This window comes from Microbacterium esteraromaticum (genome assembly GCF_016907315.1).
In the GTDB taxonomy this organism is placed as follows: domain Bacteria; phylum Actinomycetota; class Actinomycetes; order Actinomycetales; family Microbacteriaceae; genus Microbacterium; species Microbacterium esteraromaticum.
Genome location: NZ_JAFBBS010000001.1, coordinates 2,742,328 through 2,762,769, shown reverse-complemented (window position 1 = coordinate 2,762,769; position 20,442 = coordinate 2,742,328). Strand labels below are relative to the sequence as shown.

General features: G+C 68.8%; 27 protein-coding genes. 11 read left to right on the top strand and 16 right to left on the bottom strand.

Annotation, left to right across the window (positions count from 1 at the left end; translation table 11 throughout):
* Nucleotides 1-474 (top strand): GNAT family N-acetyltransferase, encoded by a 474-nt coding sequence (locus tag JOE67_RS13165; protein ID WP_204975992.1) that lies wholly within the window; start codon nt 1-3, stop codon nt 472-474.
* A gap of 6 nt (nt 475-480) precedes the next feature.
* Here the strand turns inward: JOE67_RS13165 and JOE67_RS13160 are convergent, their stop codons facing one another.
* Nucleotides 481-1,050: an alpha/beta fold hydrolase gene (locus JOE67_RS13160; RefSeq protein WP_338041608.1), complete on the bottom strand. Its 570-nt coding sequence runs from the start codon at nt 1,048-1,050 to the stop codon at nt 481-483.
* A gap of 105 nt (nt 1,051-1,155) precedes the next feature.
* Nucleotides 1,156-1,320, bottom strand: a complete 165-nt coding sequence (locus JOE67_RS13155) for a hypothetical protein (protein WP_204975991.1) — start codon at nt 1,318-1,320, stop codon at nt 1,156-1,158.
* Nucleotides 1,321-1,383: 63 nt separating this feature from the next.
* On the opposite strand from JOE67_RS13155, the gene JOE67_RS13150 reads away from it, so the two are divergent.
* On the top strand, nt 1,384-2,232 hold the full coding sequence (locus JOE67_RS13150) for an endo alpha-1,4 polygalactosaminidase (RefSeq protein ID WP_204975990.1): 849 nt from the start codon (nt 1,384-1,386) through the stop codon (nt 2,230-2,232).
* Nucleotides 2,233-2,251: 19 nt separating this feature from the next.
* On the opposite strand, the gene JOE67_RS13145 is transcribed toward JOE67_RS13150, so the two are convergent.
* The 6 genes from JOE67_RS13145 to JOE67_RS13120 all read right to left on the bottom strand — a co-directional run bounded on the left by JOE67_RS13145 (nt 2,252) and on the right by JOE67_RS13120 (nt 6,730).
* Entirely contained in the window at nt 2,252-2,815 is a 564-nt protein-coding gene (locus JOE67_RS13145) for a dihydrofolate reductase family protein (RefSeq protein ID WP_204975989.1), read from the bottom strand.
* Between the two features lie 41 nt (nt 2,816-2,856).
* On the bottom strand, nt 2,857-3,327 hold the full coding sequence (locus JOE67_RS13140) for a hemerythrin domain-containing protein (protein WP_204975988.1): 471 nt from the start codon (nt 3,325-3,327) through the stop codon (nt 2,857-2,859).
* Nucleotides 3,320-4,144 carry a DNA-formamidopyrimidine glycosylase family protein gene (locus JOE67_RS13135; protein WP_204975987.1) on the bottom strand — a complete coding sequence of 275 codons (825 nt, stop codon included), beginning with the start codon at nt 4,142-4,144 and terminating at the stop codon, nt 3,320-3,322. Before JOE67_RS13135 ends, JOE67_RS13140 begins: the two co-directional genes overlap by 8 nt.
* A 119-nt stretch (nt 4,145-4,263) precedes the next feature.
* Nucleotides 4,264-4,812 carry a GNAT family N-acetyltransferase gene (locus JOE67_RS13130; protein WP_338041607.1) on the bottom strand — a complete coding sequence of 183 codons (549 nt, stop codon included), beginning with the start codon at nt 4,810-4,812 and terminating at the stop codon, nt 4,264-4,266.
* 57 nt (nt 4,813-4,869) lie between these two features.
* Nucleotides 4,870-5,943 carry a redox-regulated ATPase YchF gene (ychF, locus tag JOE67_RS13125; protein ID WP_204975986.1) on the bottom strand — a complete coding sequence of 358 codons (1,074 nt, stop codon included), beginning with the start codon at nt 5,941-5,943 and terminating at the stop codon, nt 4,870-4,872.
* Between the two features lie 46 nt (nt 5,944-5,989).
* Nucleotides 5,990-6,730 (bottom strand): class I SAM-dependent methyltransferase, encoded by a 741-nt coding sequence (locus tag JOE67_RS13120; RefSeq protein WP_204975985.1) that lies wholly within the window; start codon nt 6,728-6,730, stop codon nt 5,990-5,992.
* A gap of 60 nt (nt 6,731-6,790) precedes the next feature.
* On the opposite strand from JOE67_RS13120, the gene JOE67_RS13115 reads away from it, so the two are divergent.
* The gene (locus tag JOE67_RS13115) at nt 6,791-7,384 is read left to right on the top strand and encodes an exonuclease domain-containing protein (RefSeq protein ID WP_204975984.1); all 594 of its coding nucleotides are present in this window, start codon (nt 6,791-6,793) and stop codon (nt 7,382-7,384) included.
* A 64-nt stretch (nt 7,385-7,448) separates the two neighbouring features.
* On the opposite strand, the gene JOE67_RS13110 is transcribed toward JOE67_RS13115, so the two are convergent.
* Together JOE67_RS13110 and glpX are read right to left on the bottom strand one after the other, a co-directional pair.
* A complete protein-coding gene (locus tag JOE67_RS13110; protein ID WP_239528146.1) occupies nt 7,449-7,727 on the bottom strand; it encodes a hypothetical protein in 279 nt (92 codons plus the stop codon).
* A gap of 108 nt (nt 7,728-7,835) precedes the next feature.
* On the bottom strand, nt 7,836-8,822 hold the full coding sequence (glpX, locus tag JOE67_RS13105) for a class II fructose-bisphosphatase (protein WP_204975983.1): 987 nt from the start codon (nt 8,820-8,822) through the stop codon (nt 7,836-7,838).
* A gap of 181 nt (nt 8,823-9,003) precedes the next feature.
* Between glpX and fbaA the strand changes: the two genes are divergently transcribed.
* The gene (fbaA, locus tag JOE67_RS13100) at nt 9,004-10,032 is read left to right on the top strand and encodes a class II fructose-bisphosphate aldolase (RefSeq protein WP_204975982.1); all 1,029 of its coding nucleotides are present in this window, start codon (nt 9,004-9,006) and stop codon (nt 10,030-10,032) included.
* Between the two features lie 63 nt (nt 10,033-10,095).
* Here the strand turns inward: fbaA and JOE67_RS13095 are convergent, their stop codons facing one another.
* From JOE67_RS13095 to JOE67_RS13085, 3 genes are all read right to left on the bottom strand, one after another.
* Entirely contained in the window at nt 10,096-10,608 is a 513-nt protein-coding gene (locus JOE67_RS13095; protein ID WP_204975981.1) for a COG4315 family predicted lipoprotein, read from the bottom strand.
* Between the two features lie 72 nt (nt 10,609-10,680).
* Nucleotides 10,681-11,337 (bottom strand): zf-HC2 domain-containing protein, encoded by a 657-nt coding sequence (locus JOE67_RS13090; RefSeq protein WP_204975980.1) that lies wholly within the window; start codon nt 11,335-11,337, stop codon nt 10,681-10,683.
* The gene (locus JOE67_RS13085) at nt 11,334-11,840 is read right to left on the bottom strand and encodes a sigma-70 family RNA polymerase sigma factor (RefSeq protein WP_338041606.1); all 507 of its coding nucleotides are present in this window, start codon (nt 11,838-11,840) and stop codon (nt 11,334-11,336) included. Before JOE67_RS13085 ends, JOE67_RS13090 begins: the two co-directional genes overlap by 4 nt.
* An 85-nt stretch (nt 11,841-11,925) precedes the next feature.
* Between JOE67_RS13085 and JOE67_RS13080 the strand changes: the two genes are divergently transcribed.
* Both JOE67_RS13080 and JOE67_RS13075 read left to right on the top strand, forming a co-directional pair.
* Entirely contained in the window at nt 11,926-12,411 is a 486-nt protein-coding gene (locus JOE67_RS13080) for a DUF2231 domain-containing protein (protein WP_204975978.1), read from the top strand.
* Between the two features lie 79 nt (nt 12,412-12,490).
* The gene (locus JOE67_RS13075) at nt 12,491-13,102 is read left to right on the top strand and encodes a DUF4822 domain-containing protein (protein WP_204975977.1); all 612 of its coding nucleotides are present in this window, start codon (nt 12,491-12,493) and stop codon (nt 13,100-13,102) included.
* Nucleotides 13,103-13,168: 66 nt separating this feature from the next.
* Here JOE67_RS13075 and JOE67_RS13070 read toward each other — a convergent pair whose 3' ends face one another.
* From JOE67_RS13070 to JOE67_RS13060, 3 genes are read right to left on the bottom strand one after another with little or no spacing between them, the layout of a single operon-like run.
* Nucleotides 13,169-14,422 (bottom strand): hypothetical protein, encoded by a 1,254-nt coding sequence (locus JOE67_RS13070; RefSeq protein WP_204975976.1) that lies wholly within the window; start codon nt 14,420-14,422, stop codon nt 13,169-13,171.
* A 9-nt stretch (nt 14,423-14,431) separates the two neighbouring features.
* Nucleotides 14,432-14,953, bottom strand: coding sequence for a DUF6264 family protein (locus tag JOE67_RS13065; RefSeq protein WP_204975975.1), 522 nt, complete (start codon nt 14,951-14,953; stop codon nt 14,432-14,434).
* Nucleotides 14,950-15,993 carry a 4-hydroxy-3-methylbut-2-enyl diphosphate reductase gene (locus JOE67_RS13060; protein WP_420827657.1) on the bottom strand — a complete coding sequence of 348 codons (1,044 nt, stop codon included), beginning with the start codon at nt 15,991-15,993 and terminating at the stop codon, nt 14,950-14,952. Before JOE67_RS13060 ends, JOE67_RS13065 begins: the two co-directional genes overlap by 4 nt.
* Nucleotides 15,994-16,118: 125 nt before the next feature.
* On the opposite strand from JOE67_RS13060, the gene xseA reads away from it, so the two are divergent.
* The 5 genes from xseA to JOE67_RS13035 are packed head-to-tail and all read left to right on the top strand — an operon-like array spanning nt 16,119 to nt 20,367.
* Nucleotides 16,119-17,396: an exodeoxyribonuclease VII large subunit gene (gene xseA / locus JOE67_RS13055; protein WP_204975974.1), complete on the top strand. Its 1,278-nt coding sequence runs from the start codon at nt 16,119-16,121 to the stop codon at nt 17,394-17,396.
* A gap of 43 nt (nt 17,397-17,439) precedes the next feature.
* Complete coding sequence (locus JOE67_RS13050) at nt 17,440-17,667, top strand: exodeoxyribonuclease VII small subunit (RefSeq protein ID WP_204975973.1); 228 nt, start codon at nt 17,440-17,442, stop codon at nt 17,665-17,667.
* Nucleotides 17,664-18,305, top strand: a complete 642-nt coding sequence (locus JOE67_RS13045) for a DUF4245 family protein (RefSeq protein ID WP_204975972.1) — start codon at nt 17,664-17,666, stop codon at nt 18,303-18,305. The genes JOE67_RS13050 and JOE67_RS13045 overlap by 4 nt, the downstream gene beginning before the upstream one ends.
* Nucleotides 18,302-18,976 carry a carbonic anhydrase gene (locus tag JOE67_RS13040; protein WP_204975971.1) on the top strand — a complete coding sequence of 225 codons (675 nt, stop codon included), beginning with the start codon at nt 18,302-18,304 and terminating at the stop codon, nt 18,974-18,976. The genes JOE67_RS13045 and JOE67_RS13040 overlap by 4 nt, the downstream gene beginning before the upstream one ends.
* Nucleotides 18,973-20,367 (top strand): class II fumarate hydratase, encoded by a 1,395-nt coding sequence (locus tag JOE67_RS13035; RefSeq protein ID WP_204975970.1) that lies wholly within the window; start codon nt 18,973-18,975, stop codon nt 20,365-20,367. Before JOE67_RS13040 ends, JOE67_RS13035 begins: the two co-directional genes overlap by 4 nt.
* Nucleotides 20,368-20,442: the final 75 nt, after the last annotated feature.

Here is a 20,442-nt window from a genome sequence, read left to right as displayed (position 1 = left end):
ATGGCCTCCCCCGAAGTGACGTATGCCCCGATCTCGACAGATGACGCCGGAGAGGTGCTCACCCTGCAGCGAGCGGCGTTCGTCTCAGAAGCGCAGATCTACGGCAGCGTCGACATGCCTCCCCTGACCCAGACCCTCGAGGCGGTGCAGGCGGAGCTCGCCGACTGCTACGGCTGGACTGCGCGCGTGGACGGCAGGCTCGTGGGTGCGCTGCGAGGACGCATCGACGGAGACCTGCTGCTCGTCGGCCGCATCGCGATCGCCCCCGACATGCAGGGCGAGGGCATCGGGCGCGGCCTGCTCGACACCGCCGAGCAGCACAGCGGCGCGAAGGAGGCGGAGCTGTTCACGGGCAGCCTCAGCGAGGCCAACATCCGTCTCTACGAGAGCTGCGGCTACCGCATCAGCGAACGGGTGCCGCACGACGACGGCACCGAGCAGATCTTCATGCGGAAGGATCTGCGCGCGGGCTGAGCCCGCTCAGTCCCAGTCGAGGTACTCCTCGATCACCACGGCTGTCTCGATCGGGTGCGTTGCGACGAAGTAGTGGTCGGCACCGGGGATGCGGGTGATGGTCGCGCGCTCAGGCGCGGTCGCCTGCAGCGCCTCGGCGTTCGTTGCGGGGGTGACCTCGTCGTTCTCTGCCTGGATGATCAGCACGGGGATGCCACCGGCGAGCGGGATCTGCTCGTCTTCGACACCGAGCATCAGCAGGCCGTTGACGCGCTCCGGGTGCTCGACGGCGAAGGTCCGGGCGATGGTGCTGCCGTGTCCGTGGCCGCCGATCCAGGTGTCGGCGATGCCGAGGTCTTCGATCACCGCAGCGGCATCCGCAGCGCGGTCGCTCGCGGTGAGGCCGTCGTTCGCCTCGCGGGAGCCGATGCGCACGACGCGGAATCCGGCCTCCTCCGCGAGGTAGTGGGAGATGACGCCGAGGCCGTCTGCCTCGAGGCTGCGGTTCGTGACCAGCACGAGCGTGACGGGGCCTTCACCCTCATCGACGAAGGGGACGGCGCGGCCTTCGGGCTCGAAGATGCTGGGCTGGGTCACGATGAGTGCTCACTTCCGGTCTGCGGTCGGCGCGAAGACGGCCACGAACCAGCGTACCGGGGCGCGCTGATGAGCTGCATCCGAAGGCGTTGTTCGTCCCTGCCCTCAGTTCTCGTCCGGTCGATGCGCCGAGTGATCCGCGACATCGGGCTCTGCCCTGAGCACGTCTGCGATCTCCTCTTCGGGTCGAGGCGCGATGGTCTCGTCCTCTTCGAGCTCGGGGATGGTGGGCCCGTGCGTGTCGGTGGTGTTCTGCGACTGATCAGACATGGCTGCTCCCTGGGGTCGACACCGCCAGGCTACGCCCTGAGCGTCGGTCCGTATGCTGGCCGGATGCCCGAAACTTCGCGTTCAGCGCCGACGCTGCGTCGCGCGATCGCACTCACGGTCCTGTGCACGGCGGGGGTGCTGGCAGTCGGATGCGGTCCGGCTGCCTCTGCCCCTGAGGACGAAGCGGTGGCGGCCCTCCCAAGTGACGGGTCAGTCGACTATCAGCTGGGCGGTGCCTACTCGCCGCCTCCGGGGGTGTCGCTGGTGGTGCGAGATCGCACGGCGGAACCTGCCGACGGCGCGTACTCGATCTGCTACGTGAACGCGTTCCAGACGCAGCCGGGAGAGAAGGATCTCTGGCTGCGCGAGACGCTGCTCGTGAACGAGGAGGGACCGGTCACCGACCCCGACTGGCCCGATGAGATCCTGCTCGACACCTCGACAGCGACGAACCGCGAGGCAATCACGCGGATGCTGACTCCGTGGATCGAGGGATGCGCTGCCGACGGGTTCGACGGGGTGGAATTCGACAATCTCGACAGCTTCACGCGCTCGGATGGCGCCCTGACGATGAGCGACAACCTGGCGCTCGCCACCCGGCTCGCCCGTCTGGCGCACGACGCAGGGCTGTCGGCCGGGCAGAAGAATGCTGCGGAGTTCGCCCGGCTTCTGCACGACGAGGCGCGTTTCGACTTCGCCATCGCCGAGGAATGCGCAGCGTACGACGAGTGCGGTGCGTACACGGCGGTGTACGGCGATCAGGTCATCGACATCGAGTACGTCGATCGGCTTACGCGGGACTTCACTGCAATGTGCGCCGAACCTGCCTCGCCGAGGGCGATGATCCTGCGCGACCGCAACCTCGTCGTGCCGGGTGACCATGGCTATGTCTACGAGACCTGCGAACGCTGACACGTGCAGCGCGGGGCGGCTACGACGCGCGGTAGTGCAGAAACGTGAAGCCGTTCTCGAAGACCCTGCTCTCGGCGAGATCGAGCTGCAGCGACACGCCATCCGGGAGCGCGCGGAGGCCGCCCCCGAGCATCCGCGGCACGACGAAGAAACGGAAGTCGCGCACGAGACCCGCTCGGATCGCCGGCGCCGCCGTGGTCGGGCCGAAGATCTCGACCTCGCCAGCCGCCTCGTCGACGATGCGGCGGATGCGTCCGAGGTTCAGGTCGTCGACGACGCTGCTTCGCGCGTGGGTCAGCTCCCTTGGGGTGAGCGTCGACGACGCGACGACGATCTCGAGCTGGTTCCAGCGCCGCGCGAACTGGTGCTCGTCCGCACCCCAGTTCTCCCCGTCGGGCTCTGACTCCCAGTAGCGCATGAGCTCGTACGTCTTGCGTCCGAGGATCTCGGTGGACACGGCATCCATCCGCTCGACGTGGAAGCGGAAGACCTCCTCGCTCGGCGCTCCGAACTGGAAATCGTTGTCGGGTCCGGCGGCGAAGCCGTCGAGTGAGACGGTCGCGGTGAAGCTCAGAGTTCCCATGCCTCATGGTCGCCCCGTTGCAGAGGATCTGCAACGGGCGCTCAGAGCGGACCGAGCACGCGCGTCGGATCGGCGTCGAGCTGCAGGGCATCGAGCAAGGTGAGAAGTTCCCGCTCCTCATAGCGGAAGTGACTCTCCATGATCGCGGCAAGACCCTCGAGATGCCGGGTCAGCTCCGCGGGCGCCGCGTGCGAGTCGACTGCGGCCTGCAGCCCGCCGATCAGGTGCGACATCATCGAGTGATCCTGTTCGAGCTTTCGCAGCGTCTCGCGCAGCTCGGGATGATCTGCGGCGATGGCGGGAAACAGCTCGCGGTCCTCGGCCAGGTGATGGCCGGTGAGCGCCGCACAGAATCCGTGGCAGAACAGCAGAAGGTCGCGGCTCGCCGCGTCAGGAGCCGTGCCTTCGGCAAGCGCCTGCCGCGTGACGGCGAGTGCCTGCCGCAGCCGCGCATGCACAGCCGTGAGCTCCGCGCCCCAGGCGACGAGACGGGTCTTCTCCCCCTCAGTCATCGACGACCTCGGCTTGGCAGTGGGGGCATGACTGGGCGGATGCTCCGGCGAACGTCTGGTCGACGATTCTCGTACCGCACACGGGGCAGGGCTCTCCAGCGCGGCCGTGCACGACCATGGCCTCGACCTTCGCCTGCTTGAGGACGTCAGGCGCCAGGCCCCGGCGGTCATCGGCGGCGCCGCGCATGACGTCGCGGATCGCGTCGAACAGGCGCGCCCTCGCGTCAGCATCCAGCGCGACGGCGTGCGTGGCGAGCGGCAGACGAGCTCGGTGGAGGATCTCGTCCGAGTAGGCGTTGCCGATTCCCGCGAGCGACGACTGCTCCTGCAGCAGTGCCTTGATCTGCTTGCGGCGCGAGCCGAGCGCACGCTCGAGGTCGTCCCGGATGAAGTCCGCGGAGAGCGGATCGGGTCCGAGAGCGGCGATGCCGGAGACGTCGGCCGGTGCGTCGACGACCGATGCCGTGACGCCGAGGAAATCACCCGCGTCGACGATCTGCATGGATGCGCCGTCATCCAGCCCGATCCGGATGACCTCGGGCACGGGCTCATCCGCAGGAGAATCACCGACGCCCTGCCACCGGATCCACCCGTTGCGCCCGAGCCCGATCATCAGCCAGCCGGAGGTCGTCTCGACGCCGACGTGCTTCCCGAAGCGGCGCAGCCCGCTGATCGTCGCGCCGATCAGCGACTCCGGCGGCCGAGCCCGCGTCTTCACCACCCGGAACTCGGCGATGTCGACTGCAGCGATGACGCGGCCGATGATCCGCTCGTCGAGGAATTCGACGAGCGCCTGAACCTCCGGAGACTCGGGCATGCGTAGATCCTCGCACCGGATCGCCTCCCTCGGGCGCATTCCGTTGGGTCGCCACCGCCCGAGGGCCGAGCTCTCAGCCGATCACAGCGTCTGAGGGAGCTCGGCAAGCTGGCCGCCGCTCACCACGCCCGCCCTCGAAGATCGATGTCACCGCGGGGCCATTCTGCCGACGGGTCGACCGGCAGGACGAGGAGCGGTTGTCCAGGTGGATCGTCGACAGGCTGGCCCGCCCGGTTCAGAGATCGTTCAGCGGCCGCGACACGCGTCCACCCGCAGGAGCGATAGAACGGCACGACCTCTTCCCGGCAACCGAGGTAGCCGAACTCGATGTCACCCGCTTCGCTCATCGACGCGGCTGCCGCGCGCATCAGCCGTTCCCCCAGCCGCAGACCGCGAGCGCTCTCGGCGATGAGAACCCCACCGACGCCGGCGATCACCATCTCCTGCGCCCCGACGCCGATGACGCGGCGCGCCCATCCGACGTGCCCGACGGTCGTGCCGCCGTGGCTCGCGATGAGGTGCACATCGTGTGGCGCGTAGCCGTAGGGCTGGTCCGGATGCCAGTCGCCGAACGCGCTCAGGTACTCGGCATCGAACAGGGCTCGCAGTCCGTCGAGGTCGTCGCGCGTCAGCTCGTCGTGGCGGATGACGCGGATCGACGGGCTCACTCGATCGAATGTACAGCCGTGACGTCTCAGCCTTCGAGCGAAGCGGCCGGCCAGACCTCAGACGTTGAAGCGGAACTCCACGACGTCGCCGTCCTGCATGACGTAGTCCTTGCCCTCGAGGCGGGCCTTGCCCTTCGCGCGCGCTTCTGCGACCGAACCCGTCGCGACGAGATCCTCGAACGAGATGACCTCGGCCTTGATGAAGCCCTTCTCGAAGTCGGTGTGGATCACACCCGCTGCCTGCGGCGCCTTGGCCCCCTGGGGGATTGTCCACGCGCGCGACTCCTTGGGCCCCGCGGTGAGGTACGTCTGCAGGCCGAGGGTGGCGAATCCGATGCGGGCCAGCTGGTCGAGACCGGACTCGCTCTGGCCCGTCGCCTCGAGCAGCTCCTGGGCGTCCTCTGGGTCGAGGCCGATCAGCTCGGACTCGATCTTGGCGTCGAGGAACACCGCCTGCGCGGGCGCGACGAGGGCCTCAAGCTCCGCCTTCTTCCCGTCGTCGGTCAGCACCGACTCATCGACGTTGAACACGTAGATGTAGGGCTTCGCCGTCAGCAGACCGAGCTCCTTGATCGGCGCGAGATCGATGCCAGCCGTCGAGAGCAGCTGACCGCGCTCCAGCGCATCCTTCGCGGCGTTCGCCGCGTCGAGAACCGCGGGATCGGTCTTCTTCTGCTTCACTTCCTTCTCGAAGCGCGGCAGAGCCTTCTCGATCGTCTGCAGATCGGCGAGCATCAGCTCGGCATTGATGGTCTCCATGTCGCCCTTGGGGTCGACGGTCCCCTCGACGTGCACGACATCGTCGTCGACGAAGCCACGCACGACCTGAGCGATCGCATCGGCCTCGCGGATGTTCGCCAGGAACTGGTTGCCCAGACCTTCTCCCTCGCTCGCACCGCGCACGATCCCCGCGATGTCGACGAACGACACCGTGGCTGGCAGGATGCGCTCGCTGCCGAAGATGCCCGCCAGCACCTGCAGACGCGGATCAGGCAGGTTGACGACGCCGACGTTCGGCTCGATCGTCGCGAACGGGTAGTTCGCCGCGAGCACGTCGTTCTTGGTCAGCGCGTTGAAGAGGGTGGACTTGCCGACATTGGGCAGGCCGACGATTCCGATAGTGAGAGCCACGGGACACGAGTCTACCGGCGCGGCGCCGCCCGGTGAGCCGGTCGGTTCAGCCGCGAAGGGCGCGGAAGGCCCAGGTCACATACGGTACGTCGATGGTCGCGTCACCCTCGAGGCCCAGTTCGTCGAAGAGGTCGTCCATGTCGCTCCGGATGCTGCCGCGCTCGGCCTCCGATGCGGTGATGAGGTGGCTGCGCGAGGCGGCCATCCGATGCAGCTGCTCGCGCGTCATCGGGCGCCGCCACTCCCACCGCTCAGACTCCGGTTCACCGAACGGAGCAGCGACCGTCGGGCCGCCCGCATCGAGCATCTCCTCCGCCGCGCTGGCGTTCATGATCGCGGTGAGCCTGCGCACCCAGTCGACACGGTTGTCGCGGGCGTTCCAGATCAGCCCCAGGGTTCCGCCTGGCCGCATCACGCGCCCGATCTCGGCGGATGCCAAAACGGGATCCACCCAGTGCCACGCCTGTCCCAGCACGACGGCGTCGACGCTGGCATCCGGAAGCGGCAGCGCTTCGGCGGTGCCGACGAACGTCGGGACTCCGGGAACGTGGTCGCGCAGCTTCGCGAGCATCATGGCATCCGGATCGACCGCGACGACCTCGGCATCGCGAGCCTCGGCGAGCACCCGCGTGAGCTTGCCGGTGCCGGCCCCGACGTCGACGAGACGACGGGTTCCCTCGGGCAGCCGCTCGAGCATCCAGGCGACCGCCTCGAACGGATAGTCCGGCCGTGCCGCCTCGTAGTTGTCGGCCTGCGCACCGAAGGACGTCGCACGTGAGTCGCTCATGTTCGCCAGCCTACGGCGAGTCTGCCGCGCCGCATCCGGATGCCGCGAGAAGCTGGCTCCGTGCCCCTGGACTTCACTGCGATCGACTTCGAGACCGCGAACTCCAGCCCCGCCTCCGCCTGCTCGGTCGGACTCGTGCGCGTGCGTGACGGCCAGGTCGTCGCGCAGACCGGATGGCTGATCCAGCCGCCCGCCGGGCACGACGAGTTCAACGAGTGGAACGTCCGCATTCACGGCATCCGTCCGCAGGACGTCATGGGAGCCGCCACCTGGGCGCAGCAGCTCGATCGGCTCTGCGGCTTCGCCGGCGCCGACGTGCTCGTCGCCCACAACGCGGGCTTCGACCTGAACGTGCTGCGGCGTGCGTGCGAGGTCACCGGTCTCGATGCTCCGCCGTACCGCTCGCTCTGCTCGCTGGCGATCGCGCGCAAGACGTACAGCCTCGACTCCTACCGGCTGCCGATGGCGGCAGCCGCGGCGGGCTTCGGCGACTTTCCGCACCACGACGCGCTGGCCGATGCCCGCGCGTGCGCCCAGATCGTGATCGACGCGGCCCGTCGTGCCGCCGTCAGCGATGTGGATGCCCTGGGCGATGCGCTCGGGGTGGCCCGCACCGCACCGCTGGTCTCAGCGCTCGAGCGCGCCGTCGCCTGAACCCCGCCGACTGAATACCGCCGCAGGGAGGTCGGGTGCTCTGTTCAGAGCTCCCGAGAGTCGATCAGGCGCCGCCGGGCACCCACGAGAGCAGCGCGATGACGACGCACGACGTCGCCAGGAAGGCTCCGATGAACCACCACGAGCTCAGCTCGTGGCCCTCTTCGCGACGCACGCGGAAGAGAACGTCGGCGCGGCGCGCGGGGTCGAAGCCCGGTTGCACAGCGGCTTTCGCCTGCTGCGCGGCCATGATCTGCTCCTCCGTGACCCGCACGATGCGACCGGTCTTGGTGGTGATGTGCTCGATGCGGCTCGCGTTCTCAGACGGCTCGATTGACGGCATCCCGAGCACTCCTCTTCATGACCATGCCGGTGTGCAGATCACGCCGGTACTCGACCATTCTGCCAGCGCTCGCTGGGAAACGAGGGACGCGGGGTGCGGACGCCCGTGTCAGAGCCACTTCGAGACGAGGTGGTCCGAGGTGATACGGCGGAGGGTTCCCGATGCGCCGCGCAGCACGACGCTCTCGGTGTAGAGGTAGTTGCCCTCGCGGCGCACACCGCGCACGAGCTGACCGTCGGTGACGCCGGTGGCGACGAAGATCGTGTTGTTGCCCTTCACCAGGTCGTCCGCCTCGTAGACCTTGTCGAACTCGAGGCCCGCATCGATGCCACGCTGGCGCTCGTCGTCGTCACGCGGCCAGAGCACGCCCTGGATGTGACCACCGAGCGCCTTGATCGCGCAGGCCGTGACGATGCCCTCGGGGCTGCCGCCGACCCCCACGCACATGTCGGTGCGCGCGTTGTGGCGAGCCGCGTTGATGCCGCCCGCGACGTCGCCGTCGCTCATCAGGCGGGTGCCGGCGCCGGCCTCGCGGATCTCGGCGATCAGCTTCTCGTGGCGGGGGCGGTTCAGCACCGACACGACCATCTCGTCGACGGGCTTGCCGAGGGCCTTCGCCAGCCGGCGGATGTTCTCGCCGATGGGCTTGCGGATGTCGACGACGCCGACACCGGCGGGACCCGTGACGAGCTTGTCCATGTAGAAGACGCTGGAGGCGTCGAGCATGGTGCCTCGGTCGGACACCGCGAGCACGGAGAGCGCATTCTGCCTTCCGTCGGCGGTCAGCGTGGTGCCGTCGATCGGGTCGACGGCGATGTCACACTCGGGCCCCCGCCCCGTGCCCACGACCTCGCCGTTGAACAGCATCGGGGCGTTGTCCTTCTCGCCTTCGCCGATCACGACGCGGCCCTGGAAGTCGACCGTGCCGAGGAAGGCCCGCATGGCGTCGACCGCCGCGCCGTCAGCGGCCTCTTTCGCACCTCGGCCGATGAACGGCACCGCGCGGATCGCGGCGGCCTCGGTGGCGCGGACGAGTTCCAACGCGAGGTTGCGGTCGGGGTGCAGAGGGCTGAGATCGGCTGAGAGGCTCACCATGCGGTCAGCTTAGTGACGAACCGTGTCGGAAATCGGGAGTTTTCACGATATGGCGACGAAGAAACAGCGGTTCTTATCGCGTGATAAAGATACGCGCCCGAGCGCGCGTAACGACGGCTGATTCCGCACCCCTCCGGGCTAAAGTGAGCATGCACCCCGACCGACAGAAGCAGGAGAACTCATGCCCGTCGCCACTCCGGAACAGTACGCAGAGATGCTCGACCGCGCGAAGGCAGGTGGCTTCGCATACCCCGCCTTCAACGTCTCGAGCTCGCAGACGATCAACTCCGTGCTGCAGGGGCTCACCGAAGCCGGCTCCGACGGCATCATCCAGGTCACCACGGGCGGCGCCGACTACTTCGCCGGCCACACCGTCAAGGCTCGCGCCACCGGCGCCCTCGCCTTCGCCCGCTACGCGACCGAGGTCGCCAAGAACTACCCCATCACGGTCGCGCTGCACACCGACCACTGCCCGAAGGATGCCCTCGCGGGCTTCGTCGAGCCGCTGATCGCGGCATCGGAGGAAGAGGTCAAGGCCGGCCGCAACCCGATCTTCCAGTCGCACATGTGGGACGGCTCTGCGGTGCCGCTCGATGAGAACATCGAGATCGCCAAGGACCTGCTCCCTCGCATGAAGGCCATCAACGCGATCCTCGAGGTCGAGATCGGCGTCGTCGGCGGCGAGGAAGACGGCGTCGCGCACGAGGGCTCGAACGAGGCTCTCTACACGACCTTCGCCGACGTCGACCAGGCGATCCAGGCTCTCGGCCTCGGCGAGCAGGGCCGCTACATCGCCGCCCTCACCTTCGGCAACGTCCACGGGGTGTACAAGCCCGGCGGCGTGAAGCTGCGCCCCGAGCTGCTCGGTGAGATCCAGGCCGAGGTCGCCGTGAAGTACGGAACCGGCCCGAAGCCGCTCGACCTCGTCTTCCACGGCGGCTCGGGGTCGACCGACGACGAGATCGCTCTCGCCGTCGCGAACGGCGTGATCAAGATGAACATCGACACCGATACGCAGTACGCCTACACGCGTGCCATCGCCGACTACATGTTCAAGAACTACGACGGCGTTCTGAAGGTCGACGGCGAGGTCGGCAACAAGAAGCAGTACGACCCGCGCGCCTGGGGCAAGATCGCCGAGTCGGCGATGGCCGCCCGCGTCGTCGAGTCGACCCGCCAGCTCGGCTCCCACGGCCAGTCGCGCAGCTGATCGACTCCGACGAGATCAGAGGGATGCCTCGGGCCGCCGGTCCGCGGCATCCCTCTTCCCGTTTCAGCCGGCCATGCGCTCACCCGCCGGGCTCAGCACCCACCAGACGTCCTTGACTCCCTGGCCCTTCACATCACCGGCCGCGCTGTCGCCGGCGAAGTAGTACAGAGGCCAGCCGTTCAGGGTGACCTGCATCTTGCCGTCGGCCGTCTCGATCGTGCCCAGCTCGCCCGTGACGCCGTCAGCCTTCGGCTCGTCGCCGGACGCGATCAGTGGCGGCCAGTTCTGCAGGCAGGCGCCCGTGCAGGCACTCGTGTCGCCGCCCTGGGTGTCGTTGTCGAACATGTACAGCGTCATACCCTTGCCATCGACGACGACTTCGCCGAGGGAGGTCTCGGCGACCATGAGGTCGGCGCCCGATGCCGCGGGCTCCGACGCCTCGCCCGACGGATCGCTCGAGGGGGCGCTGTAGCCCGAGTCGCCGCCGTCCGACGCCGGCCCTGACGCGCCGGGGCTGCCGCAGCCAGACAGCAGAAGTACGAGGGCGATGCCCCCGATCGCGAGTTCCTTGCGCATGATGACGTCCCTTCGTCTGCCTGGCCTGCTGCCGGGCGCTCCCCTGTGACACGAGACGAACGGCGCGACGGTTCACCCGAAATCGTGTCGGACCATCGCCCGGCCATCGGAATCGCGGATCTCGATCGCACTGATCTCCGACGTCGTGAGCGCCGTGCCGGCCGACAGCTTCGCCCTTGCGCCCGGGGTCACCGTCCAGTTCGACAGCAGTGTCGTCTCTCCGTCGGCATCGATGACCGCGAGCGCGTATGAGCGCTTCGCCGCGTACCGGGCACTGCCGTCGTACTCGCACTCCACGTCGAGCTTCGTACCCCACGGCACCGCGCTCAGAGCGACGGTCGCGGTCACGGGGGCACCGTCGACGGGCTCGAGGGCGATCATCTCCGCAGGCCGGGGGGACAGCGCCGACACCGACACGATCGTGGCCACCACCACGGCGGCGGCGATCCCTGCCGCCCACACGCCGATCCGCCTGCGAATCCGGCGCCTCTCCCGTGCGGCGGCCAGGACGCGCATAGGTCCCGCGTTCCCGCTCGTCGCCGCCCGCTCTGCCTCGTCGGCATCGAGCCGGGAGAGCAGCGCGAGCGTCGGCGTGAGCTCCGCCACCGCGTCCCTGCAGCGCCCGCAGTCAGCGAGATGGCGCTCGAACTCCTCGCGCTCCGCGATCGACAGAGCGCCGAGCGCGTAGGCGGCGTCCCACGCGGCGTATCGTTCGTGCTCCGCGTTCACCGGGTCACCCCTCTCTCCTGCAGCGCGAGTCGCAGCGCCCGCAATCCGTAATGCATCCTCGACTTCACCGTTCCGGCGGGGATGCCCAGCTCCGATGCCACCTCGGCGACGCTGCGGCCCCGATAGTAGGCCGCCACGACGACGGCGCGGTGCTCAGCGCTCAGAGTCGCCAGCGCATCCTGGATAAGCAGAGCGTCGAACAGCCGATCCGTCTGGTCGTCGGCGACCCGCTCAGGCAGCTCGGCGACAGGACTCTCGTGACGCCGTCTGGCACTGCGCGCCTCGTCGATGACGATGTGCCTGGCGACGGTGATCATCCATGCCCGGGACGTCGCCGGGTCCTGCTCCAGGATGCGGGGCGTGCGCCACGCGCGCAGCAGCGTCTCCTGCACCACGTCATCCGCTCCGCCTCCTCTGCCGGTGATGCTCACGACGTAGCGCCGTATCGGGCCCGCGTGCAGCTCGTAGAGCGCGGTCAGCCGCTCGTCGTCGTCTCGGGTCACAGATCGCCTCCTCACCAGGGAAACGAGGCGGAGAGCTCTTCGGTTCACCGATGAACCGAAACGGCGCGAACGCCGTTCTCCTGGTATGGACATCTTCGCCGACGCCGACGCGTTCCGCATCGCCGGCCTTCCCCTGCACCCGCTGCTGGTGCACGCCGTCGTGGTGCTCACTCCTCTCACCGCCCTCGCGGTCGCCATCGCCGGGGTGTGGCCGGCGGCGCGCCACCGGCTGGGCTACGCGCCGCCCGTGGCGGCGCTGCTGGTCGCCGGACTCGTTCCCGTGACGGTTCTGGCAGGCGAAGAACTCGCCGACTCGGTGGGCATGACACCCGCGATCGAGCGTCACGAGGCTCTGGGCGAGATGCTCATACCCTGGACGATCGCCCTGCTGGTCGCCGCGGTCGCGGTGGCAGCGAGCGACCGGATGCTGCCGCGGCTGCGCCATACGTCCACCGCCCGTGCTGTCGCGATCATCGTGCCGGTTCTCGCGGTGGTCACAGCCGTCGGCACGATCGCCGTGACGGTGCTGACGGGCGACGCCGGTGCCCGAGCTGTCTGGGAGGGCGTCTGAGCACTCAGCCCATCGGTCCGGGCATCCCTGGCCGATCGGATGATGTGCGCGTCCGTCCCGGCTTCGTAGCGTTGAGGACATGAACATCACCACCCGGATCTCCCGACGCTCCGTCCTCAGCGCATCCGCCATCGCTCTCGCCGTGGCCGCCGTCGTTCCGAGCTCGGCCATGGCCGCGGACACGCCCGTCGCAGCATCCGCCCACCCGTTCTCGAAGACCACCATGACCCCGTCTGACCTGCTGGCGTCGACGCCGTGGAAGACCACCGCGGCGTTCGACCAGGACGGCGACCGCATCGCGCTCGACGACCCGGCGGTGTCGAGCTTCGTGGGCTGGGCGTACTTCGACGCCGACGGCACCTACACGATGTACAACCTCGACGACAGCCCCAAGCTGCGCGGCGACTGGACTGTCACCCCCGACGGCTCCGAGCGCTGGATCAACGCCAAGAACGCCGCGGGCGACGTGCTGTTCCAGCGCGTGGTGCCGATCACCGAGCTGACCAAGAACGTGTTCACCTACCGCGTGTTCCCGACCGCAGGCGACACGAGCACCTACTACGACATCGTGCACACGAAGACGAATCACGTCGAGCCCGGAACCGACGCGAAGGGACCCGGCGTGAACAGCGGCCAGGGCAAGGCGCTCGGTCACGGCGGCGGCCACTTCAACAACGGCAACGCCCACTGATCGACGACTGACAGACCGAGCCCGGTTCCGCGCTGCGGGACCGGGCTCGTCGTCTGCAGGATGCCGTCAGCGCGAGAGAGAGCGACGCACCCAGATGACGAGGTCGAGTGCGGCGTCGATGATCACCAGCACGCCCAGTCCGCGCACGAGCGGAGACCTCGCCCTGCTCGTCGCGAGTCCGACGGCGAGCTCGGCGACGCTCAGAGCGGCGGCGATCCCCGGGCGCTTCCGCAGGAATCGCGCGGCGCGAGGCAGCGGTCGCTCGCGGCTCGTCAGTGCGGTGATCTCGCCGATTCCGCCCACCGCCAGGTCGGCCACGGTACGCGGCCAGCCACGAGGAGTGAACCGACGGCCGGCCGCCACGTCGTCGACGCCGGCCGAGATCAGCGCGGCCGGCACGCCGAACGCCGAGACGAAGGCTCGCACGCGCTCGAGCTCTCCTGAAGTGCCGCCAAGAGCCTCGGGAGCGCACGCGCGTCGAGCCGTCTCGAGGTCGATCTGCTCGCCCATACCGAGTCCGCGCAGCTCCTCATCTGCTCCGTCGGCCTCGAGCATCATGCGACGGTAGACATCCGCGCTCTCAGGCACGGTGATGGCGTCGAGATCGAGCACCGGCTGCGTGAGCCGCTCGATGTTCGGCCAGAACATGCCGGTGCGGCCGCGCACGCTCACCTCGACCCACGCCTCGCCATGCTGCGGCAGGTTGACCTCGATGATCGGCTCATCGGCGCCGCCGCCCGAGACCGCCATGTGCGGCTGATCGGTCGCGTAGCGATACAGCGACCACGTCCCCGCCTCGAGGTAGTCGACCTCCGCACCTGTCATCTGCGCCGTGATCCGTGCACCCCACGGACCGCGCCGCGAGAACTCCGCGACCCGCACCGGCTGCATCGCGAAGGCGTCGTCATCGGAGTCGCCCCAATCGGGCATCCCGAACCCGCCCAGGTCGTCCGAGGCGGCCGCCGGATCGTCGAGCTGCTCGAAAGCGGCTCCGAACTCCTCGTCGAGCTCCTGGTCGACCTCTTCGATGGCATCGTCGGACATCCCGAGGTGAAGCGTCAGACCGGCCGCCTCGAACCTCTGCTGCAGGGCGAGCGTGCTCAACTCGAAACGCAGCCGATCGTCGCCGTCGAGCGCGACGATGTGACCGCTCTCGGTCACCGGGATCAGGAAGACGGACTCGTCGCCGTCGAAGCCGCGCGACGCCGCCAGCACGCGCTCCTCCCGCAGGAGCTCTGCGGCGAGCACGGTCGGGTCGTCGCCCGTCGCCGATTCGACCGAGGCGTAGCTGACGTGGAAGGCGATCTGCTCTGCTGACACCCTCTGAGGCTACCGGGCAGGAGGTGTGAGGAGCCCGGCCGTGAACGCCGGGTCGCTGAACATCACGACCGAGATGCAAGCCGACACCAGCGACATCGTCACCACGAAGCCGACCAGCGGGATCCACCACGCTGCCCTGTTGCGCTTGAGCTGACGGAGAGACAGCCAGGCGGTGGCCGCGTAGCCGGCGAGCAGCACGACCACGGCGACGATGCCCCAGGTGCGCGCGGCCGCGAAGTTCGTGAACTCGCCGTCGAGGCCGAGCATCTCCATCGACTCGGTGAGGGTCGATGCCATGTTCACGAACTGCGGGATCGAGGAGAGCACGTTCACGAGGCCGAAACCGAGCAGCACGAAGGTCACGAGCCTGCCGACGGGGCGGGCGGGCGTGACGGCGCCCGGCGCCGGCGTCGTCGGTGCCGCCGGCGGTGCGGATGCTGTGGGCTCTGCGTTCAGCGGGGGCAGCCCCGCGCGTGCACGCTGCTCTTCGGGAGACGCATATTCGCCGTACTGCGGCCGGTCGGCGCTCATGCGCGTGAGACTCGACCGCCCAGCGCGCGCTCGTCGCGCTTGCCCGACGTGTCCTGACGCAGCTCCTTCGGCAGGGAGAACATGAGGTCCTCCTCAGCCGTGCGAACCTCTTCGACATCGGCATAGCCGGCCTCGTCGAGTGCCGCGAGCACCTCGCGCACGAGCACCTCGGGCACCGACGCGCCGCTGGTCACTCCGACCGTCCGCACACCGTCGAGCCACTCCTGCTTGACCTCGTCGGCATAGTCGACCCGATACGCGGCCCTGGCTCCGTACTCGAGGGCGACCTCGACCAGGCGCACGCTGTTCGACGAGTTCGCCGAGCCGACGACGATCACGAGGTCTGCGTCCTTGGCGATCTTCTTGATCGCGACCTGCCGGTTCTGCGTGGCGTAGCAGATGTCGTCCGACGGCGGGTTGTGCAGTTCGGGGAAGCGGGTGCGCAGGCGGTTGACCGTCTCCATCGTCTCATCGACCGAGAGCGTGGTCTGCGACAGCCAGACGACCTTGTTCGGGTCCTTCACGACGACGGTGTCGGCCTCTTCAGGGGAGTTGACGATCGTGACATGGTCGGGCGCCTCGCCGGCGGTGCCCTCGACTTCTTCGTGCCCCTCGTGGCCGATCAGCAGGATCTCGAAGTCGTCGCGCGCGAAGCGCACGGCCTCGCGGTGCACCTTGGTGACGAGCGGGCAGGTCGCGTCGATCGCGTGCAGGCCGCGGTCGGATGCGGCGCTGACGACAGCCGGCGAGACACCGTGCGCGCTGAAGACGACGTGAGCCCCTTCTGGCACCTCGTCGACCTCTTCGACGAAGATCGCGCCCTTCTGCTCGAGCTCGGTCACGACGTGGATGTTGTGAACGATCTGCTTGCGCACGTACACCGGGGCGCCGTAGCGCTCGAGGGCCTTCTCGACCGCGACGACAGCGCGGTCGACTCCGGCGCAGTACCCACGGGGAGCAGCCAGCAGAACACGCTTGTCACCGCCGACCGGACGGTTCTCGAGGCGCGCGCGCTCAGCGGCGCGACGGCGGGTCGGAATGTGCGGCACGGGCAGCGAGACAGCGGTTGAACTCACCCCTCCAGTCTACCGGCGCCACCTGTTCGCGGGCCGGGAGCGGCACCTGCCGCACGCGCGGCGTCGGCGGCATCCGGAAGAATGAGAAGATGACCGTCTTCGAAGCCGCCGCGATCCCCGGTGAGCCGCCGCCCGCCGACTCGGTGGCGCCGCGTGACTCTACGCCCGCGGCCCCCACCTCCGTGGCACGGCTGAACGGGACGATCCGCGACTTCATCGCCCGCTGGAACACGGTCTGGGTCGAGGGCGAGATCACGTCGTGGAACCAGCGCGGCGGCAACGTGTTCGCCCGCCTCAAGGACACGCGCTCCGACGCGCAGATCTCCATCCGCGTGTGGTCGAGCGTGCGTCCGCGCATCCCTTCCGACATCGCAGTCGGCGACCATGTCGTCGCCGCGGTGAAAGCCGACTACTTCGTCAAGGGCGGCGACTTCAGCTTCATCGTCTCGGCGATGAAGCACGTCGGGCTCGGCGACCAGCTCGAGAAGCTCGAGAAGCTGCGCGTCCAGCTGCGCCAGGAGGGCCTGTTCGACTCCTCACGCAAGAAGGCACTGCCCTTCCTGCCGCACTGCATCGGCCTGATCACCGGGGAGCGGTCGGATGCCGAGAAGGACGTGCATCGGAACGCCGAGCTGCGCTGGCCCCAGGTGCACTTCCGCACCCAGCACGTCGCGGTGCAGGGCGATCGCTGCGTACCCGAGGTGCTCGCCGCCCTGAAGCGGCTGGATGCCGATCCCGACGTCGATGTGATCATCATCGCCCGCGGCGGCGGCGACCCCCAGACCCTTCTCGGCTTCAGCGACGAGCGTCTCGTGCGCGCCGTGGCAGCGGCATCCACCCCCGTCGTGAGCGCCATCGGTCACGAGAACGACCATCCGCTGCTCGACGACGTCGCTGACCTTCGAGCGTCGACGCCGACGGATGCCGCCAAGCGGGTCGTGCCCGACGTCGGAGAGCAGCGTGCGATCGTCGCGCAGCTGAGAGCGCGCGCGACCACCCGGCTGACCCAGCGTGTCTCGCACGACATCGCGCAACTCGAGCAGCTGCGTTCGCGCCCGGTGCTGCGCTCGCCCGACCCGATCATCGACGACCGCGCGCAGGAGGTGTGGCTTCTCGCATCCCGCGGGCGCGACACCGTCACCCGAGCGCTGGACGCCGCGCACCGGTCGACCGCAGAGCTGCGCGCCTCGCTGCGGGCGCTCTCCCCCGCCGCGACGCTGGCGCGCGGCTACGCGATCGCGCACCTCGACGACGGGCGCATCCTCACGGATGCCGTCGATGCCCCAGCCGGCACCCCGATGACCGTCACCGTCGACCGCGGGTCGGTGCGCGCGGTGTCCGAGGGTCAGGTACCGGAGGACGGCTGAGCGACGGGATCGGCGGCGTCCGACACGCCGGTAGGATGGGGGCGTGACTGCCCCCAGCGACTCCCCTGTCGAAGAACTGTCGTTCGAGGCCGCACGCGATGAACTCGTGCGCGTTGTCGCCGAGCTCGAACAGGGCTCCCCCACCCTCGAGCATTCGCTCGCCCTGTGGGAGCGCGGCGAGGCTCTCGCCGCCCGCTGCGAGGAGTGGCTGCTCGGCGCGAAGCGTCGTCTCGATGCCGCCCGCGACGCCGCATCCGGAGCAGGAGAATGAGCCGCGAGCCGCGTGTGGTCGCCGGGCTCGGTCGCCCCGAGACCGCTCAGGAGACCGCCGACCGCAAGGCCGAGGCCAGCCGCGTCTACCGGTCGAGTCAGACGTTCCGCAACCTCATCGCGGCGCTGATCGTGACGGTCGGAGTCGTCGCCATCGTCGTGCTCGGCGTGCCACGGGGCAAGGTGCCCGACCGGCCCCAGATCGACGTCGCCGCGATCGCGGCCGATGTCGAGACCTCGATGCAGCGCCCTGCGCTGGTCGTCGAGGCAGACGACTACTGGCGGGTCAACGAGGCTGATCTCGCCGGCGGCAGCACGCGGGTCTGGACGATCACGCTGGCACCAGCCGCAGATGACGAGCGCGGATTCATCCGCGTCGCCCAGGCGTTCAGCACCGACGTCGGCTGGGCGCCGCAGGTGCTCGACGGCATGGCACCCAACGGCACCACGACGATCGACGGCCGCGAATGGGACGAGTTCGACCTGCGCGACCGCGGCACCGCGAACATCTCCTACGCCATCGGGACCCAGGCCGGCCCTGACTACCTCCTGCTGTACGGCTCGCAGTCGCCTGAGGCGACCGCCGAGCTCGCAAAGAGCCTGTCTGCACAGATCGACGACCTGAAGGAGGCCGAATGACCGCAACGCTCACCCCCGCTGAGGCCTGGCGGGAGATGCTCGACGGCAACAGGCGATTCGTCGCCGGCGAACCCGCGCACCCGCATCAGGACGTCTCCAAGCGGCACGAGCTGGCAGACGGACAGGCGCCGATCGCCACGCTGTTCGGATGCTCGGACTCGCGCCTCGCAGCCGAGATCATCTTCGACAAGGGCCTGGGCGACCTGTTCGTCGTCCGCAATGCGGGACAGGTGCTCGGCGAGTCGATCGTCGCGAGCCTGGAGTACGCGGTCGGCATCCTGAACGTCCCGCTGATCGTCGTGCTCGCACATGACTCGTGCGGCGCGGTGCGCGCAGCCATCGACGGAACCGCGATCGACTCCGCTCCGCTGCCTGCCGGCATCTGGAAGCTCATCGCGCCGATCGTTCCCGCCGCCCGCAAGGTGCTCGCCGAGACCGGCGGCACCACGGTCGCCGACATCGACGCCGAGGTCGTCGGGCGCGAGCACCTGCGCAACACCGTGGCAGACCTGCTGCACTCGTCCGAGATGATCAGCAACGCGGTCGCCGCGGGCCGTCTGGGCATCGTCGGCGCCAACTACCGTCTCGCAGAGGGCACGGCCGTGCCCGTCGTCACTGTGGGCATCGACACCGAGGGCACAGCGCCCGCTTTCGAGGAAGGATCGGCATGACCGACATCGAGTACCGCATCGAGAACGACACCATGGGTGAGGTCCGCGTGCCCGCCAAGGCGCTGTACAGCGCTCAGACCCAGCGTGCCGTCGAGAACTTCCCGATCTCGGGCAAGGGGCTGGAGTCGACCCAGATCGCCGCGCTCGCCCGCATCAAGAAGGCGGCTGCGCTCGCCAACAAGGAGCTGGGCACGCTCGACGGTGCGATCGCCGACGCCATCGCGAAGGCCGCCGACGAGGTCGCGTCGGGCAAGCACGACGCAGAGTTCCCCGTCGACACGTACCAGACCGGTTCCGGCACCTCGTCGAACATGAACATGAACGAGGTGCTCGCGAACCTGGCATCCGGCATCCTCGGCTCGGCCGTGCACCCCAACGACCACGTCAACGCGTCGCAGTCGTCGAACGACGTCTTCCCGACGTCGGTGCACATCGCCGTCACCCAGGCGCTCATCGACACCCTCATCCCATCGCTCGACCACCTCGCCGTCGCCCTCGAGGCGAAGGCGGAGCTGTGGAAGGGCGTCGTGAAGTCGGGCCGCACCCACCTGATGGACGCCACGCCCGTCACCCTCGGGCAGGAGTTCGGCGGCTATGCCCGCCAGATCCGTCTCGGCATCGAGCGCGTGCAGTCGGCCCTCCCCCGCGTCGCTGAGGTGCCCCTCGGCGGCACCGCAGTGGGCACGGGCATCAACACGCCGCTCGGCTTCCCGCAGAAGGTCATCGAACTGCTCGCAGCCGAGACCGAGCTGCCCATCACCGAGGCGAAGGACCACTTCGAGGCTCAGGCCAACCGCGACGGCCTCGTCGAGACCTCGGGCGCACTGCGCACCATCGCCGTCTCCCTGACGAAGATCAACAACGACCTGCGCTGGATGGGCTCGGGCCCCAACACGGGCCTCGGCGAGCTGCACATCCCCGACCTGCAGCCGGGTTCGTCGATCATGCCCGGCAAGGTCAACCCGGTCGTTCCGGAGGCCGTGCTCATGGTCTGCGCGCGCGTGATCGGCAACGACGCGACGGTCGCCTGGGCCGGCGCGTCGGGCTCGTTCGAGCTGAATGTGGCGATCCCCGTGATGGGCACCGCGCTGCTCGAGTCGATCCGTCTGCTCTCGAACGCCGTGCGCGTTCTGGCCGACAAGACCATCGACGGCCTCGAGGCCAACGTCGAGCGTGCGGCCGCGTTCGCGGGTATGAGCCCGTCGATCGTGACTCCCCTCAACAAGGTCATCGGCTACGAGGCCGCGGCGAAGATCGCCAAGCACTCGGTCGCCAAGGGCATCACCGTGCGCGACGCGGTCATCGACCTCGGCTACGTCGAGCGCGGCGAGATCTCGGAAGAGGAGCTCGACGCCAAGCTCGACCTGCTGTCGATGACGCACGCCGGCTGAGTCTTTCGGGCGTCGCGTTCTGAGGCGCCTGCACAGATCTCCCCGTTCTGCATACGGATCGCCTGATTCCGCATG